The 15,874-nt window shown below is 56.6% G+C and carries 13 protein-coding genes; 7 read left to right on the forward strand and 6 right to left on the reverse strand.

Going from position 1 to position 15,874, the window contains the following annotated elements; genetic code table 11:
- Positions 1–8: 8 nt before the first annotated feature.
- On the forward strand, positions 9–1,028 hold the full coding sequence (locus SMC3_RS07695; protein WP_207799718.1) for a class I fructose-bisphosphate aldolase: 1,020 nt from the start codon (positions 9–11) through the stop codon (positions 1,026–1,028).
- A 166-nt stretch (positions 1,029–1,194) separates the two neighbouring features.
- Here SMC3_RS07695 and SMC3_RS07700 read toward each other — a convergent pair whose 3' ends face one another.
- From SMC3_RS07700 to SMC3_RS07725, 6 genes are all read right to left on the reverse strand, one after another.
- A complete protein-coding gene (locus SMC3_RS07700; protein WP_119089983.1) occupies positions 1,195–1,902 on the reverse strand; it encodes an ABC transporter ATP-binding protein in 708 nt (235 codons plus the stop codon).
- Position 1,903: 1 nt separating this feature from the next.
- Positions 1,904–2,668, reverse strand: a complete 765-nt coding sequence (locus SMC3_RS07705) for an ABC transporter ATP-binding protein (RefSeq protein WP_119087973.1) — start codon at positions 2,666–2,668, stop codon at positions 1,904–1,906.
- Positions 2,668–3,651 carry a branched-chain amino acid ABC transporter permease gene (locus tag SMC3_RS07710; RefSeq protein WP_119087974.1) on the reverse strand — a complete coding sequence of 328 codons (984 nt, stop codon included), beginning with the start codon at positions 3,649–3,651 and terminating at the stop codon, positions 2,668–2,670. The genes SMC3_RS07705 and SMC3_RS07710 overlap by 1 nt, the downstream gene beginning before the upstream one ends.
- A 1-nt stretch (position 3,652) precedes the next feature.
- A complete protein-coding gene (locus SMC3_RS07715; RefSeq protein WP_119089984.1) occupies positions 3,653–4,558 on the reverse strand; it encodes a branched-chain amino acid ABC transporter permease in 906 nt (301 codons plus the stop codon).
- A 68-nt stretch (positions 4,559–4,626) separates the two neighbouring features.
- Positions 4,627–5,772: an ABC transporter substrate-binding protein gene (locus tag SMC3_RS07720; protein WP_119089985.1), complete on the reverse strand. Its 1,146-nt coding sequence runs from the start codon at positions 5,770–5,772 to the stop codon at positions 4,627–4,629.
- A gap of 869 nt (positions 5,773–6,641) precedes the next feature.
- On the reverse strand, positions 6,642–7,802 hold the full coding sequence (locus tag SMC3_RS07725) for an ABC transporter substrate-binding protein (RefSeq protein WP_207799719.1): 1,161 nt from the start codon (positions 7,800–7,802) through the stop codon (positions 6,642–6,644).
- A 640-nt stretch (positions 7,803–8,442) separates the two neighbouring features.
- Between SMC3_RS07725 and SMC3_RS07735 the strand changes: the two genes are divergently transcribed.
- From SMC3_RS07735 to SMC3_RS09415, 6 genes are all read left to right on the forward strand, one after another.
- Positions 8,443–9,552 (forward strand): DUF362 domain-containing protein, encoded by a 1,110-nt coding sequence (locus SMC3_RS07735; RefSeq protein WP_119088037.1) that lies wholly within the window; start codon positions 8,443–8,445, stop codon positions 9,550–9,552.
- A 153-nt stretch (positions 9,553–9,705) separates the two neighbouring features.
- A complete protein-coding gene (locus tag SMC3_RS07740; RefSeq protein WP_119087977.1) occupies positions 9,706–11,082 on the forward strand; it encodes an MFS transporter in 1,377 nt (458 codons plus the stop codon).
- A gap of 198 nt (positions 11,083–11,280) precedes the next feature.
- Positions 11,281–11,586, forward strand: a complete 306-nt coding sequence (locus SMC3_RS07745) for a histone H1 (RefSeq protein WP_119087978.1) — start codon at positions 11,281–11,283, stop codon at positions 11,584–11,586.
- 366 nt (positions 11,587–11,952) lie between these two features.
- Positions 11,953–15,093: a DUF3427 domain-containing protein gene (locus tag SMC3_RS07750; protein ID WP_207799720.1), complete on the forward strand. Its 3,141-nt coding sequence runs from the start codon at positions 11,953–11,955 to the stop codon at positions 15,091–15,093.
- A gap of 277 nt (positions 15,094–15,370) precedes the next feature.
- Entirely contained in the window at positions 15,371–15,544 is a 174-nt protein-coding gene (locus SMC3_RS09410; RefSeq protein WP_165846677.1) for a hypothetical protein, read from the forward strand.
- 125 nt (positions 15,545–15,669) lie between these two features.
- A complete protein-coding gene (locus SMC3_RS09415; RefSeq protein WP_165846338.1) occupies positions 15,670–15,846 on the forward strand; it encodes a hypothetical protein in 177 nt (58 codons plus the stop codon).
- The last annotated feature ends 28 nt before the right edge of the window (positions 15,847–15,874 follow it).

Consider the following 15,874-nt stretch of genomic DNA (forward strand, 5'->3'; position numbering starts at 1 on the left):
AGGATGGTATGTTGTACGAACGTGAGTTGAAGGAGACGGCCAGAGCTCTGGTGGCACCGCACAAGGGAATCCTGGCGGCCGACGAGAGTGTAGGAACCATCGGCAAGAGATTTGCGAAACTGGGCGTGGCGTCGACTGCCGAGACGCATCGCACTTATCGGGACATGCTGTTTACGACGCCCGGTGTCGAGGAATTTATCTCAGGCGTTATCCTCTATGACGAAACGATCCGCCAGGAGTCCCTCGGTGGAACGCTGTTTCCCAGGCTGCTGGCCGAGAAGGCTATCATCCCCGGCATCAAAGTCGACACGGGAACGGTTGAGTTGGCGCTTCACCCCGGGGAGAAGGTCACACAGGGACTGGATGGCCTTCGTGAACGGCTGGCCGAGTATCGATCGCTGGGCGCGCGGTTCACCAAGTGGCGTGCCGTCATCACTATTGGGGCGGGTATCCCCAGCAGGGCATGTGTCAGTGCCAACGCACAGGCTCTTGCGCGCTATGCGGCCCTGGCACAGGAAGCTGGACTTGTTCCGATCGTCGAACCCGAAGTCCTCATGGATGGCGATCATGATCAGGAGCGGTGTGAACTCGTCACCCTGGGCGTCTTGAGGTCGGTCTTCAACGAGCTTGCCCGGCAAGGGGTCCTGCTCGAGGGTATACTACTCAAGCCGAGCATGACGATCTCTGGCAAGTCCTGCCCCCGGCAGGCGGGGGTCCAGGACGTGGCCGAGGCGACCGTGCGCACACTGCGCCGTACCGTTCCTGCCGCCGTTCCGGGCATCGTCTTCCTTTCGGGAGGGCAGTCGTCCGAACTGGCGACCGCTCATCTCAATGCGATGAACAAGCTGGGACCGCATCCGTGGGAACTGAGCTACTCGTACGGACGGGCACTGCAGGAACCCGCGCTCACCATCTGGCACGGCGAGCAGGCAAACGTGGTGGCAGCGCAGGCGGCCTTCTATCATCGAAGCAAGTGCAATAGCGCGGCCCGTTCCGGCTCCTACGGTCCCGAACTGGAGCGCGCTTAGTCCACAACGTGCTGAGGGGTCTGATCCCCTGGTTTGAAAGGTCGAGATAACGAGCCCCTCCGTCAGGAGGGGCTCGTTGTTGCCGGGTGTCCAGAACATCGTGTCGGGCAGCGACTGCTCGTTTCCGCTGCCCGACAGGCCGTACAGGAGGAAAAGGGCGGGGAGGTTAGCCGCCCAGGTAGGCCTTCTTGACGTCGGGGTTGTCGCGCAGTTCCTTGGCCGTCCCTGACAGAACCAGGGAACCGGTTTCCAGCACGTATGCGCGGTGAGCGATAGACAGTGCCTTGAAAGCATTCTGCTCGACGAGCAGCACGGTCTTGCCCAATTGGTTGATCTCGACAATGATGCCGAAGATCTCCTCGACCAGGACGGGCGACAGACCCATGGAAGGTTCATCGAGGAGCATGAACGGGTTGTTCTGCATGAGACCCCGGCCGACAGCCAGCATCTGTTGTTCACCGCCTGACAGTGTGCCAGAGACTTGTCGTCTGCGTTCCTTGAGACGCGGGAACAGCGAGAATACCTTGTCCAGGTTGGGGCCGGCCGTTTTCTTATCTTTGACCGACGATAGAGCCACGTCCAGGTTCTCCTGTACCGTCAGGTTGCCGAAGATGCCACGGCCTTCGGGAACGTGGGAGATACCCATGCGTGCGATGAGATGCGGCGGCGTGTGGGTGATATCGTGTCCGTCATAAATAATACTGCCGGACGTTGCGCGCAGAATGCCGGAGATGGCGCGCAGCGTCGTCGACTTGCCGGCGCCATTGGCGCCGATGATTGAGACGATTTCGCCTTTTTCTACGCTGAAGGAGATGCCCTTCAACGCACGGATGGAGCCATAGAAAACGTCGATGTTCTTGACTTCGAGTAACATGTCAGGCCCCCTTTCCAAGGTATGCTTCGCAGACCCGGGGGTCGTTGCGGATGTACTCGGGCACGCCTTCGCAGATGGTTTCACCGAAGTCCATGACCTTGATGCGTTCGCACACGCCCATGACTACCCTCATCTGGTGTTCGATGAGCAGGATAGTCAGGTCGAACTTGTCACGGAGCCAGTGGATCATTTCCATCAGTTCGTCTGCCTCTGCCGGGTTCATGCCGGCTGCGGGCTCGTCCAGGATGAGAAGCTTGGGTTTGGTGGCAAGAGCGCGGGCGATTTCCAGCCGGCGCTGAGCCCCGTAGGGGAGGGAACCCGAGATGTCGTCGGCATGTCCCTCCAAGTGAAACAGGCGCAGGAGGTCGATAGCGTAGTCGTCGACCTGCTGCTCACCCTGCCAATACTTGCGTGTGTGCAGGAACGCATCAGTGTTGCCATAGGACATTCGGAAATGATAGGCAATCTTGATGTTGTCGATAACACTGGACTGGCTGAACAGGCGGATGTTCTGGAACGTGCGGGCGATCCCTGCCTGGGTGATCTGGTAGGTTTTCCTGCCCACAATGCTCTGCCCGTCGAAGACGATGGTACCCTTGGTCGGCGCATAAACGCCGGTGATCACGTTGAAGACGGTCGTCTTGCCGGCGCCGTTGGGTCCAATGAGGCCGACGATCTCACCATGCTCGAGCTGGATGTTGAAGTCGGAAACGGCACGCAGGCCACCGAAGAATTGCGTGAGATGTTGAATATCGAGGAGAGCCATTATGCGCTCACCTCCTTTCTCTGACGTTGGGGAATGAGGATGAAGCTAAATTCCTTGAGGCCCATGATGCCTTCCGTCCGGAAGATCATGGTCAGGATGAGGATCAGCGGATAGATGACCATACGCCACGACTGCAGGCTGCGCATTAGTTCGGGCAGGAGCGTGAAGATGACCGGGCCGACTATGGCACCGCTGATTGACATGGCACCGCCGACGTACAGATAGATAAGATACTCCAGCGACTTCACGAAGGTAAAGCTACTCGGATCGATGAACTGAAGCAGGTGCGCGAAGACACCGCCCGACACGCCGGCGAAGAAGGCCGAGAAAACGAACACAAACACCTTCTGCTTTGTCGTGTTGATTCCGGTGGATTCAGCGGCGATCTCTGAGTCGCGGACCGCCTTCATGGAGCGTCCGGGCGAGGAGAACAGGTAGTTGCGCATGAGAGCGACGCTTACGATTGCAAACACGAAGACGACTTCCAAGTTGGTGAACTTGGGGATGCCGCCCAGGCCACGGGGGCCGCCGACGGCTTCAGTAGCGTTGAGGATCGCGTGGATCAGCTCGTTGGCCGATAGCGTCACGATCGCCAGATAGTCGCCCTTGAGACGGAGTGATGGCGCACCGACAAGATAGCCTACTCCTGCAGCCAGCAACCCGCCGGCAAGAAGTGATAGAACGAAGACAGGATAGCCGACCCATGGATTTGCCGTACTCACATGCAACCAGGTCGTGGTGATCATGGCTGACGTATAGGCGCCGACAGCCATGAAGCCGGCGTGTCCGATGGAGAATTGACCGGTGAAACCGTTGACCATACCCAGGCTGACGGTCATGACGATGTTGATACCAACCAGGATGATGAGCTGGATGTAGTACGTGTTCAGGATACCCGTCAGATACAGGACCTTAAAGACGGCATACAACAGCACGAATGCAATGATTGTGGTTATGGTGCGGTGTGTACGGAGAAACGTCATTTCAGACCTTCTCTGGCACAAACTTGCCTAGCAGGCCGCTAGGTCGAATAAGCAGTATGGCAATAAGGATGACGAACGCGATACCATAACCCAGGTTGGAGTTGACCGACGTCGCAAATGCCTCCGAGATGCCCATGACATAGGCGCCGAGCACGGCGCCGGGGATGTTACCGATGCCGCCCAGGACCGCTGCGATGAACGCCTTCATACCCGGCCATATTCCCAGGAATGGGGATGCCAGCATGCCGTAGGTCGTGCCATAAAGGATACCGCCGGCGCCTGCCAGCGCAGGACCCACGATGAACGCCGTGCTGATGACAACGTCGATGTTAATGCCCATGAGGCTGGCCGTCGGCTTGTCGAACGATACTGCGCGCATCTGCTTGCCCATGAGCGTCTTGTTGACAAACCAGAACAGCAGGACCATCAGGGAGACCGAAACGCCGACGTCGAGTAACAGCACATTGGAAATGACGAGGCCCAGGTTGCCCGGAATGGTGATGTTTCTGGCCACGATCATGCTAGGGAAGGCGCGGTACGTAGGGCCGAAAACGAAGGGCATTGCACAGAAGTTCTCGAGGAATATGGAAACGCCCAGTGCCGTGATCAGTGCCGAAAGGCGGGACTTGTAGCGCAGCGGGCGATATGCAAGTTTCTCCATGATGAAGCCAAGCAGGCCGGTAATAAGCATGGCTGCGATGATTGTCGGGATGAAGGCGCCACCAAAGATCTTGGCCATGACGGGGGCAAGGAAGAATCCCATGTATGCGCCAAACATGAAAATGTCGGCGTGGGCAAAGTTGATGAGGCGCACGATGCCATACACCATTGTATAGCCCAGGGCAATCAAGGCATAGATACTGCCTATTTGAATGCCGTTGATGAGTTGCTGCAGAAACTGACCCATGTTTTCTCCTCCAACAGGGGGCGCAGCGGGAGGTACCTGGTCCCCGCTGCGCCGAGATGCGTGCCAGGTTACGGGTTGACAGTTGTCAGGAAGCTCTGCTGGCCGTTCACGATCTTGATGATGACTGCGGCCTTGATCGGGTCGCGATTTTCATCGAACTTGTAGGCGCCGGATATGCCCGAGAAGGTCGTGTTCTTCATGGCATCCCTGATGTCCGAGCCCTTGATCGATCCGCAAGTCTTGAAGGCGTCGAGGAGCAGTCCTGCAGCGTCATATGCAAGAGCACCCATTGAGTCGGGCGGTTCATTGTACTTGGCTGTGTATGCCTTGACGAAAGTCTGAACTTTGGGGGCTGGGTCGTCTTTGGAGAAGTGGGTGGAGAAAACGCCACCCTCGACAGCCGCGCCACCTATCTTGACGAGGTCAGGTGAGTCCCAGCCATCGCCACCGCCGGCGGGGACGTTCAGACCCATCTCGCGTGCCTGCTTCAACTGGAGAGCAACCGAGCCGTAATAGTTGGGCAGATACAGGAACGCAGGGTTGGCGGCCTTGATGACGGTCAGCTGGGCCTTGTAGTCGACCGTTTTCGCCTCGTCGGTGAATGCTTCGTAGGCGACGACTTTGCCGCCCAGCTTCTCAAAACTCGCCTTGAAGTTCTCGGCAAGACCCTTGTTGTAGTCGTTGCCGTTGTCGTACAGCACTGCGGCAGTCGTGACCTTGAGGGTATTGTACGCGTAGTTGGCCATGACCGTGCCCTGGAATGGGTCGATGAAGCAGGCGCGGAAGATATAGTCACCGACCAGCGTGACCTTGGTATTGGTGGACGTGGGCGAGATCTCCGGCACGCCGGCAGCCTGCGCGATAGGCCCGATAGCCAGGCTGACCTTACTCATGACGGCACCGATAATACCAATGACCTTGTCCTGGTTGATGAGCATCTGGGCGGCGCTGGCACCGACCTCTGGCAGACCAGTGTCGTCCTCGTTGATGTAGTTGACCGTCGTCTTGACGCCTCCGATCGTTGCTCCGCCGGCAGCGTTGAATTCCTCGACGGCCATGTCTACACCGTTCTTGCTGGAAGTACCGAAGGTGGCCGAGGCGCCGGTCATCGGGAAGATACCACCCAGGTTGACAACCCCAGCTTTTGCTTTGCATCCAACGCCAACGCCGGCAATCAGTGTACAGACAAGAATAATGGCAAGTACTCTTCTCATGTTTTCTCCTCTCTTGATGCGGATGTGTAGAACCTGTTCGTGGAATGCCAGAGCATCGTCAGGCTTGCAGGCCTGTCGACACCCCCTTTCCAAGAAAGCGGAAAGGCCTCACGACATATTTTCCGTGAGGTCTTCTAGTTACTGCACAAGCTGAGGGCTTGGGTCCCTGCTCACTGCAGATTCCGGGCAGAATCCTGTCCGGCGGGTCTGAGGCACAGCCATCTGGCACCAGGCGTGAGCATGAACCGAATGGGTGTGGCGAGTCAAGGTATGAGACAAGAAAAGGGAACCATTTGATGTCCATGGTGAATTCTCGCAAAATCGACAAAAAAGTCAACAAACAGGGGCCAAGGACAGTAAAGGAGCTATAGGAGTGCATTTAGCGGCATCTTTCGGCATGACCGAGCACGTGGGTCTGTGAACAGACAACAGGGGAGAGGTTCGACGTGCTGTACTGTGACGTGTCTTTGTATAAGTCCCGGAGAGATGTTCAGAAGAATCGACATAGGCATACCAGCAACGTAAGGGGCGGATCCGATTGTGACGGAATAGATCTCTGTGCGCCGCATTTCAGCACCTCGCATCAGGTCTGATATTGCTAATTTGAGATATTCCAAGTGCCGTTTCATGTATTCAACCTTCTACCGCACACTATTGCGATGCCGTAAGAATTGTCAAGGTGTACGTGACCTCCTGTCCATGGGCCGCCCGAGTACCGACATGCATGTCGAGGCGCAGATTGGCATAAATAAGGTCGCCAGGGATGCGTGCAGGGTCTGGATAAGGCTTGCGGCGCACGGACGTACGTCGCTGGTGATGACAGTCACGGCGTGGGGCGTACCCTGTCGCCGCGACTGTCATCGTATCGGTTACGGGTTGACGGTCGTCAGGTACGTCTGCTGGCCGTTCTTGATCTGCAGAATGACTGCGGATTTGATGGGGTTGCGGTTTGCGTCGAACTTGTAGGCGCCGGCGACGCCCGAGAAGATCGTATTCTTCATGGCATCCCTGATGTCCGAGCCCTTGATCGAGCCGGCAGTCTTAAATGCGTCGAGGAACAACCCCGCGGCGTCATATGCAAGAGCAGCGAGCGCGTCGGGTGCTGCCCCGTACTTGGTCGTGTATTTCGTGACGAAAGCCTGGACTTTGGGGCTGAGGTTGTCCTTGGAGAAGTGGTTAGAGAAGACGCCACCCTCGACAGCTGCACCACCTATCTTGACGAGGTCGGGTGAGTCCCAGCCATCGCCACCGCCGGCGGGGACGTTCAGACCCATCTCGCGTGCCTGCTTCAACTGGAGGGCTACTGAGGCGTAGTAGTTGGGCAGATACAGGAACGCGGGGTTGGCGGCCTTGATAACGGTCAGCTGAGCCTTGTAGTCGACCGTTTTCGCTTCGTCCGTGAATGCTTCAAAGGCGACGACTTTGCCGCCGTTCTTCTCAAAACCCGCCTTGAAGTACTCGGCAAGACCCTTGTTGTAATCATTACCATTATCATAAAGGACAGCCGCTGTCTTGAGCTTCAGTGTGTTCCAGACGTAGTTTGCCATCACCGTGCCCTGAAACGGGTCGATGAAGCAGGCACGGAAGATGTAGTCACCAACCAGTGTGACCTGTGTGGCAGTGGACCCTGTCGCGATCATGGGGACGCTGGCAGCTTGGCAGATAGGCGCGACAGCCAGGGAGACTTTGCTCATGAGGGGGCCGACAATACCAATGACCTTGTCCTGGTTGATGAGCATCTGAGCAGCACTGGCGCCGACCTCGGGTAAACCAGTGTCGTCCTCGTTAATGTAATTGACCGTAGTCTTGACACCGCCGATCGTTGCTCCGCCGGCAGCGTTGAACTCCTCGACGGCCATGGTTGCACCGTTCTTGCTGGAAACACCGAAGGTGGCTGCGGCGCCGGTCATCGGGAAGATACCGCCCAGATTGACAACCTGGTCAGTTACTTTGGTGGCGGTGCTGCAACCGGTAACGCCTGCGACGAGTACTGTAAGAACAAGCAAAAATGCGATGGTTCGTTTCATCATGGTTCCTCCGGGATATAGGTTTGTGGTGTGTGGGTACAGAGGCTTTACGGAATCGCCGGTCGTGGCATCACCTCCTTCGACGAACGCAAACCGGCCTTGCAGAAATCTCCCCTGCAAGGCCGGTTTCGTCCGGTATGTTGGCGCGGTCAGACACGTGCGCTGGGTCAGTTGTGCTCGGCGTCGCTGTGGTCGTTCTCCTGCTGAGAACAGACGAACGGAAGACATGAAACGTGGCCATAGTGAGTGGGTGAGATGGTTCGACTGTCATGGAGAGCAGTACTGCACGTATAACCATAAAAGATTGTCGCACGCAGAAGGAAAAAGTCAACATGCGGGGCTGGGCGGTTCGAATTGCCGTCCAGGTCGTTTTGGAGAGCCATTCTTGGTCGAACAGGTATGTCACTTGTTCGTGAACCGATTGTGAACGAGATGCGTTTCTGGTCTCCCATCTTCTCAGCATCTCCTCGATGTGGTTTACTGCTCGCGGGAGTTCATTTCACCCAACGACGCGGAGGTTGCGCACGGGCGTCCTCACGCTACAGTAACTAAGAGATATAACACGTCAGGAGGAACAGATGAAGGATCATTGTATCGATCGAACAATAGAGCTGCGATGGCTGCAAACCGCAATGGAGCAGTCATGAACGCATCGAAAGTGTGGTTCACGGACCTGCGTACGCGTCCCGGTCACAATTTGCTGGATAAGACCGAGGCTTTGATGCGCGCTGCCGGCATCGAAACCATCGACTTCAAGGACAAGTTCGTTGCCCTCAAGCTGCACCTGGGAGAGCCCGGTAATCTCGCCTACATTCGTCCCAATTATGTGGCGCGGGTCGTCAGGCTGATTCATGAACTGGGCGGCAGGCCCTTTCTTACCGACTGTAATACGCTGTATTCGGGAGGCCGCTCCAACGCGGTCGATCACCTGCAGTCTGCCCAGGAGAACGGCTTCAACCGTATCGCCATCGGGGCAGATGTTATCATCGCCGACGGCCTCAAGGGCACGGACTACCGGGAGGTCCCCATCCACCTGAAGCGCTGCGAGACAGCCAAGATCGGCACTGCAATAGCCGACGCCGACATCATTGTCTCGCTCACGCACTTCAAGGGGCATGAGCAGGCCGGCTTCGGCGGCACGCTCAAAAATCTCGGCATGGGCAGTGGTTCGCGGGGCGGCAAGATGCAAATGCATTCTGAATCCAAGCCGCGTATCGACGTCGTCAAGTGCACCGCTTGCGGTACCTGTGTCCGTTCCTGCCCGCAGGTCGCGATCGGATGGAATGCTGACCACAAGGCCTTCATCGATTACACGAAGTGTGTCGGCTGTGGGCAGTGCGTCGCGGTCTGCATGTATGGCGCAGCGCGCCCCGTGTTCCAGGGGACCAATGACGCGCTCAACGAGAAGATCGCGGAATACGCCTATGCCGTCCTGCATGGTAAGCCGGCGTTCCACGTCAGCTTCATCATGAACGTCAGCCCCAACTGCGATTGCTGGGGCCTCAATGATGCGGCCATCGTGCCCGACATTGGCATCGCCGCGAGCTTCGACCCGGTGGCTCTCGACCAGGCATGCGTGGACCTTGTCAACAAAGCCGTCGCCAATCAGGGGAGCGTCCTTGGGGACGTCCACTTCGAACAGGGCGACAAGTTCACCCATGTCCACCCTGATACGCACTGGGAATCCCAGGTCGCCCATGCCGAGGAGATCGGATTGGGTACGCGGCAGTACGAGATGGTGGTCGTCGAGTAGACATCTTCCTGCCGGCACGTTCTTTCCAGGCGCCGCACCAAATTTGGTGCGGCGCCTTTCTCTTCCGGGCCGCCGCGCTTGTTGCAAAAGTCAAGGACGTCTCTATCCTCTGTGCACGAGCATTTAGTTGTAGAAACCCATAAGGAGGGCTCTATGGCTCGAGTTCGACCGAAGGGAATGAAGGCGTTTACTCTCATCTGGGCTGGTCAGGTGGTCTCGCTGATCGGGTCCGCGATGACTGCTTTTGGTGTGAGCGTGTGGGCGTGGCAGGTCACAGGTCGTGCAACCGCCCTGAGCATCGTCGCGTTCTGTAGTTTCACGCCCATTATCATTATGAGTCCGATTGCTGGAGCGCTGGTCGACCGGTGGAACCGCAAGGTGACCATGGGGGTCTCGGATGTAGCGTCAGGACTGGGTACGGTCATCATGCTTGTCCTGTATGCTACTGGGCACCTGCAGATCTGGCACCTCTGCGTCGTGGGGGCGTTGTCGGGGACGTTCCAGGCATTCCAGTGGCCTGCGTATCAGGCCGCGATCAGCACCATGATGCCCAGGGAGAAGTATGGCCAGGCTGCGGGCATGATGTCGCTGGCGCAGAGCGGCTCCGGCATCCTTGCGCCCATCATTGCGGGTGCGGTTGTCGTCATGTGGGGACTGGTGCCGATTTTCCTGTTCGACATCGCTTCATTCTGCATCGCCGTCGCATTGCTGCTGGCAGTCGCTGTTCCCCGTCCTTTGCGGTCACAGGCAGGTGAAGAGGCACACGGCAGCCTCTGGAAGGAAACAGTCTTCGGCTGGCGCTACATCGTGGCGCGTCGACCTTTGCTCTTGCTGCAGCTCAGCTTCTTCGTCTCGAACCTCATCGCGTCAGTATGCATGACGCTGTGGACTCCCATGATCCTGGCGCGTACAGGTGACAGGCCGACCACACTGGGCATCATCAACACGGTGTCCGCTGTTGGTGGTGTCGTCGGAGGCGCTCTCATGACGGCCTGGGGTGGTCCACGCCGCAAGGTGTACGGCGTCCTGTGGGGCATGGTGTCTGTGTCCGCTCTGGGCATCATGCTCATGGGATTTGGTCGAACGTTGCCCATCTGGCTCGTCTCCGGATTTCTCGGATCGCTCATTATCCCGTTTCTCAACGGCTGCAACGACGCTATCTGGCAGACGAAGGTGCCCCACGACGTGCAGGGCAAGGTCTTTGGCACGCGCCTGATGATCGCGCAAGTCTCGGTGCCCGTGGCCATGCTGACGGCTGGACCACTGGCGGACCTCGTATTTGAGCCCCGGATGATGCCAGGAGGGATCCTGGCAGGAGTGTTTGGCCCACTGGTCGGCGTCGGTCGTGGTGCCGGCATGGCTCTCATGTTTGTGCTGTTTGGTGGCGTGGCGCTCGTGGTGAGCGTCGCGAGCTTCATGGTGCGCGATATCCGCGATGTGGAGGTTCTGATTCCGGACTATGCTCCACCGGACGAAGAAGTGCCCGGAGCAGCGATTTCTATGCCTTTCGAGACAAACGTCGACAATTGAACCGTACGCGCAAAAACGTCACGAAGTCCGTATCGTATCTCCAGAAGCGGCGTTGGTGGTAGTGAGATGTTGCGACGTGCCCACGCGCGGGGGCTTGACATCTTTTATGAAACTTGTTTTGTCGTAGAGTATTGACATCAAGTGCTGGTATCAACGTCAACATGAATCTCAACATGAATCTCAACAAAGGAGATGGCAATGGCTGGAACAACAAAGAAGTCTGCAGTAACAGTAAAGAAGGTCGTCGCTGCACCGAAGGCAGTGAAGAAGGTTACGCCGGTCGCCAAGAAGACTGTCAAGGCCGTGGCGAAGCCAGTGGCCAAGAAGACGGTTGTCAAGGCCGCGAAGCCGGCAGCCAAGAAGTTGGTCGTCAAAGCTCCGGCAAAGAAGATTGTTGCTGCCAAAGCTCCAGGGAAGAAGGTTGTTGCAGTCAAACCCGCTGTCAAGGCCGCGAAGCCCGTAGCCAAGAAGCCGGTCGTCAAGAAACTCGTAGCCAAGAAGTAGTATACTGATATAAGAACTGTCCTCGCTGTGCTGGCACACGTGCCGGCACAGCGAGGTTGTTTCTCTGAGACGGTCGCCGCGCTCGTGGACGGTGTCCGCACAGGAAATGGCAGGCAGCCTGAACCTGGGCTTGGAGCTCACGATTCGACACCGCACCAGGAGTCTCTGGTGCGGTTTGTCATTCTAAATCACACAAGCGACCCTGCTGCATCTACTCTGCTGAGGAAAATAGGTATACACAATTCCTAACATGACGAAGTGGTCGCTGGGGTCAGGACCGGTTGATGTTCAGTTCTCGAGAAGAGCCCGTGACAATATGGTATGCTGTTAGTTTTTCGACTGGGCGCACTAGGCGGAGGAGGACAATTGAAACCAAATTCCGGTCTTTACGAGCAACTCATCGACGAGTTGATGCGGAGAGAGTTGAGCGACCTCGATCCAACCCGATGGGCATGGACCCAGGAAGCCATTGATGCCGCAGAGAGCCCCATCATTCTGTCCCGATATCTGGAAAGAGTGGTACGTCGCGCACTCGATGCATGTACTGGGGACCAAGCGCTGCAGCAGCGAGTGTCTCTCTGCAATGACATTGTCGAACTGACCAGCTCAAGGGTTCCCGCGGCCGAACTGGGTGGCAGCACCATACCTCCACAAGTTGAAATTCTTCTTGCACTGCTTGATAGACCAACATTACCAGACGTAAGCATCGATCGGCTGGGCGAGCTTCGACCCAAGACAGGCCTGAGCCAGTCCGCTCTACTCACGGGTTCTCCGCGGGAGCCAAGCCTGGCCAGTGAATTGAGGAAAGAAATCCTGTCATCAGACAGGATCGATATTCTTATGTCATTCATCAAGTGGAGCGGGCTACGCCTCATCGAAAAGGAGCTGCGCGAGTTTACGTCACGCCCCAACGCAACATTGAGAATCATCACGACTTCGTATATGGGGGCAACTGACCTTCGGGCTGTGTCGCTGTTGGCCTCTCTGTCGCACACTCAGGTGCGGGTATCGTACGACACTGACCGCACACGTCTGCATGCCAAGGCATATTTGTTCCATCGCGACAGCGGGTTCACTACCGCTTATATCGGTTCGTCTAATATCTCAGGTGCCGCGATTACGAGTGGGCTGGAGTGGAACATCAAAGTCACTGCCAGAGACGCCGTAGAGATCATCAACAAATTCGTTGGGACGTTCGAGACCTACTGGAGTGATGCCGAGTTTCGGGCTTACTCGCTAGAGGACGAACCTGCTCTCAGAGTAGCTCTGGGAAACGAGAGGACTACCGATCAACACCAATACCTAGTGGACATGCACCCTTACGGGTTTCAACAAGACATACTGGAAAGGCTGAACGCGGAAAGAGAACTGCACGGTCGAAGACGGAATCTCGTCGTTGCGGCAACTGGCACTGGGAAGACAGTTGTTGCTGCCTTTGACTACAAGCGGTACTGCGAAGAGCATCCAGGAAAGAAGAATCGCCTACTGTTTGTCGCGCATCGACAAGAGATCCTATGGCAGTCGCTGGCATGCTTTCGGAATGTCCTCCACGATGCGAACTTCGGCGACGTACTTGTAGGCAACTCGGAACCGTCGCAATCAGACTACCTGTTTGTCTCGATCCAGATGCTCGCTGCACGAGGTTTGGGGGCGCTTTTTCGCGACCCCACGACATACGACTACGTCGTAGTCGATGAGTTCCATCATGCTGAAGCGCCGACGTATGTCGATTTTCTGGAATATGCGCAGCCGGATATTCTCCTTGGACTCACTGCAACGCCAGAACGCATGGATGGCAAAGACATACTCAGGTGGTTTGGGGGTCGCATAGCAGCTGAAATTCGGTTGCCGGAGGCCGTTGATCGCGGACTACTATGTTCCTTCCAGTACTTCGGCGTGACCGACGTTGTTGACCTCAATACATTCCGATGGAGTCGTGGCGGATACGATATCCAACAGTTGAATCAAGCGTATTCAGCAAACGAGAGCAGGGCACGCCTCATAGTGGATGCCGTCCAACGCTACTGCAGAAAAGCGGAAGATACCCGTGGATTAGGTTTCTGTGTGAGTATCGAGCACGCAGAGTTCATGGCCGGCTTCTTCCGACGTGCGGGCATTCCCTCTGTTGCAGTCTCGGCTGCAACTGCCCCGACGGATCGCATCGCAGCCCAGAGTCTACTCCGTAACAAGGAAGTCAACTTCATCTTCACCGTGGACCTGTACAACGAAGGCATCGATATCCCGGAAATCGACACGGTCCTGTTCCTTCGACCAACTGAAAGCCTTACAGTGTTTCTTCAACAACTTGGGCGAGGGCTGCGAATCGATGAAGGAAAAGAGTGTCTGACGGTGCTTGATTTCATAGGGAAGGCGCAACAAAACTACAGTTTCGAGGCTCGCTTTCAAGCACTCCTTGGCCATACGGCCCGGTCAATCCAGGCAGAGGTCAATGACGACTTCCCATTTCTTCCCAAAGGATGCAACATACAACTTGAGCGCGTAGCCAAGGAAAGTGTCCTGGAGAACATTAGGTCTGCAGTACGAACTGGGCGTAACCGGATGGTCCAGCGAATTGCTGAGTTCGAAGACGAAGCCCAACAGGTTCTTACGATGGCCGCATTCCTTGAGTACCACCAACTGGAAGCCTACAGCATCTACGAGACAGGAAGGTCTTGGAGTCGACTATGCTCTGAAGCAGGTAAGAGGACAGCATGGGCGGAACCAGACGAGGATCGTCTCACCAAGGGGCTGTTGAGACTTGCGCACGCTGATTCGCCCTCGTTTCTGCATTTCATTATCGACGCCCTTGAAGGGGATATGAACCTCTCACAGTCGGAGAGTCCATTCGCGGTAATGTTGTGGTGCGATGTGTGGCAAACTAAGCCTGATCGAGCCACTTGTTCCTCGTGGCAGCAGGTTGCTGAAGTCTTCGCTAGGAACCCCACAATGCGTAGCGAGTACGTGGAACTGACAAAGTGGTGCCTTGACCACGTCAGCATCAGCTCTCAATCAGTGCGGCTGCCGTTTGTGAGTGTTCTGGAGCTACATCGCTCCTATCTCCGTGACGAGCTCTTGGCTGGTCTAGGCCACTATTCATGGGAGCGCCAACCATCGCTGCTCGAAGGTGTGCGTTACTTGCCGGACAAGGACTGTGACGTGTTACTGGTTACGCTGAACAAGTCCGAGAAGGACTACTCTGAGTCCACCATGTATCAAGACTACGCCATCAGCGACCGCCTGTTCCACTGGCAGTCACAAAGCACAACGTCAGAGACATCGATCACAGGACAGAGGTACATCCATCAACCTGAGCAGAGAAATACCGTTCTCTTGTTCGTTCGAGAGAACAAGCAGTCACACGGAATCGGAGCACCCTACTACTACTTGGGTCCGGCGACGTTCGTGGAATCCACTGGCAGTCACCCAATGAACATCGTGTGGGAGCTGCAGTATCCCATGCCCGCACGACTGTGCATGGCCACCAAGACCCTTGTGGTCTCCGAGTAGGCAGCAGGCTAGCTGATTATGGAATCGCGTACTAACGCGCAACGGCTTGCGAGCAAACTTGCCCTGGTCACCGTGCCTGCCATGTCACATCTGGTAATTGAGAGGGTCGGCAACCCGACCACCCCATTGTATGTGAAGGTACAATTCGTCGTGCTGAAATTGTACCTTAGCCGACAAAAGTACAATTCTTGTCCGGTTTGTCCCTGCCCTTGAGTTTATCTTCTGCGAACTACACTGAATATGGAGAGGCATTTGTTGAGATTGTCCGGAGGCATCGATGGATGAACTGCTTGCCTGGAGGGCTGGAAGTGTCATCGTGGACGCAGTAGCGGGAACACGTCGCAGGCCCGTTGGCATCGGCCGTCGTGTGCGGGGTGTCACTGTGCTGTTCCGTCGCGTGCGTGGCATCGAAACGATGCGTTGGAAGCGGCCACGTCGAGTTTCACGCTGACGCTGCTCGCGGTCACTGCCGCGATCGCAGTATACGCCGTGTGACGCAGGACCGGTTTGTCCGCGAGGAACGTGCTAGACTTGTGACTGTTGACGGGATCGGATAGGCTCAGTCAGGAGGTCGCCATGAGGGTCATTGGAGCGGGTTGGACGGACATCGGACTGCAGCGTCATACCAATGAGGACAGCTTTGCCGTCGTTCAGGAAGGCAAGGAGGTCGAGCGTCAGGGCGCCTGTTACGTCGTTTGCGACGGACTGAGCGCAAGCCGGGGAATCCAACGAAACGTGAGGATTCTGTCGTAATCTACAGAAGCGGGGAGCGAGATACCGC

The sequence above is a fragment of the Candidatus Cryosericum hinesii genome, assembly GCF_003570985.1.
GTDB lineage: Bacteria > Caldisericota > Caldisericia > Cryosericales > Cryosericaceae > Cryosericum > Cryosericum hinesii.

What these genes read in the sequence shown, in the direction of transcription:
- SMC3_RS07695 (WP_207799718.1), top strand. Translation starts at nt 9, where the DNA reads ATGTTGTACGAACGTGAGTTGAAGGAGACGGCCAGAGCTCTGGTGGCA.
- SMC3_RS07700 (WP_119089983.1), bottom strand. Translation starts at nt 1,902, where the DNA reads ATGTTACTCGAAGTCAAGAACATCGACGTTTTCTATGGCTCCATCCGT.
- SMC3_RS07705 (WP_119087973.1), bottom strand. Translation starts at nt 2,668, where the DNA reads ATGGCTCTCCTCGATATTCAACATCTCACGCAATTCTTCGGTGGCCTG.
- SMC3_RS07710 (WP_119087974.1), bottom strand. Translation starts at nt 3,651, where the DNA reads ATGACGTTTCTCCGTACACACCGCACCATAACCACAATCATTGCATTC.
- SMC3_RS07715 (WP_119089984.1), bottom strand. Translation starts at nt 4,558, where the DNA reads ATGGGTCAGTTTCTGCAGCAACTCATCAACGGCATTCAAATAGGCAGT.
- SMC3_RS07720 (WP_119089985.1), bottom strand. Translation starts at nt 5,772, where the DNA reads ATGAGAAGAGTACTTGCCATTATTCTTGTCTGTACACTGATTGCCGGC.
- SMC3_RS07725 (WP_207799719.1), bottom strand. Translation starts at nt 7,802, where the DNA reads ATGATGAAACGAACCATCGCATTTTTGCTTGTTCTTACAGTACTCGTC.
- SMC3_RS07735 (WP_119088037.1), top strand. Translation starts at nt 8,443, where the DNA reads ATGAACGCATCGAAAGTGTGGTTCACGGACCTGCGTACGCGTCCCGGT.
- SMC3_RS07740 (WP_119087977.1), top strand. Translation starts at nt 9,706, where the DNA reads ATGGCTCGAGTTCGACCGAAGGGAATGAAGGCGTTTACTCTCATCTGG.
- SMC3_RS07745 (WP_119087978.1), top strand. Translation starts at nt 11,281, where the DNA reads ATGGCTGGAACAACAAAGAAGTCTGCAGTAACAGTAAAGAAGGTCGTC.
- SMC3_RS09410 (WP_165846677.1), top strand. Translation starts at nt 15,371, where the DNA reads ATGGATGAACTGCTTGCCTGGAGGGCTGGAAGTGTCATCGTGGACGCA.
- SMC3_RS09415 (WP_165846338.1), top strand. Translation starts at nt 15,670, where the DNA reads ATGAGGGTCATTGGAGCGGGTTGGACGGACATCGGACTGCAGCGTCAT.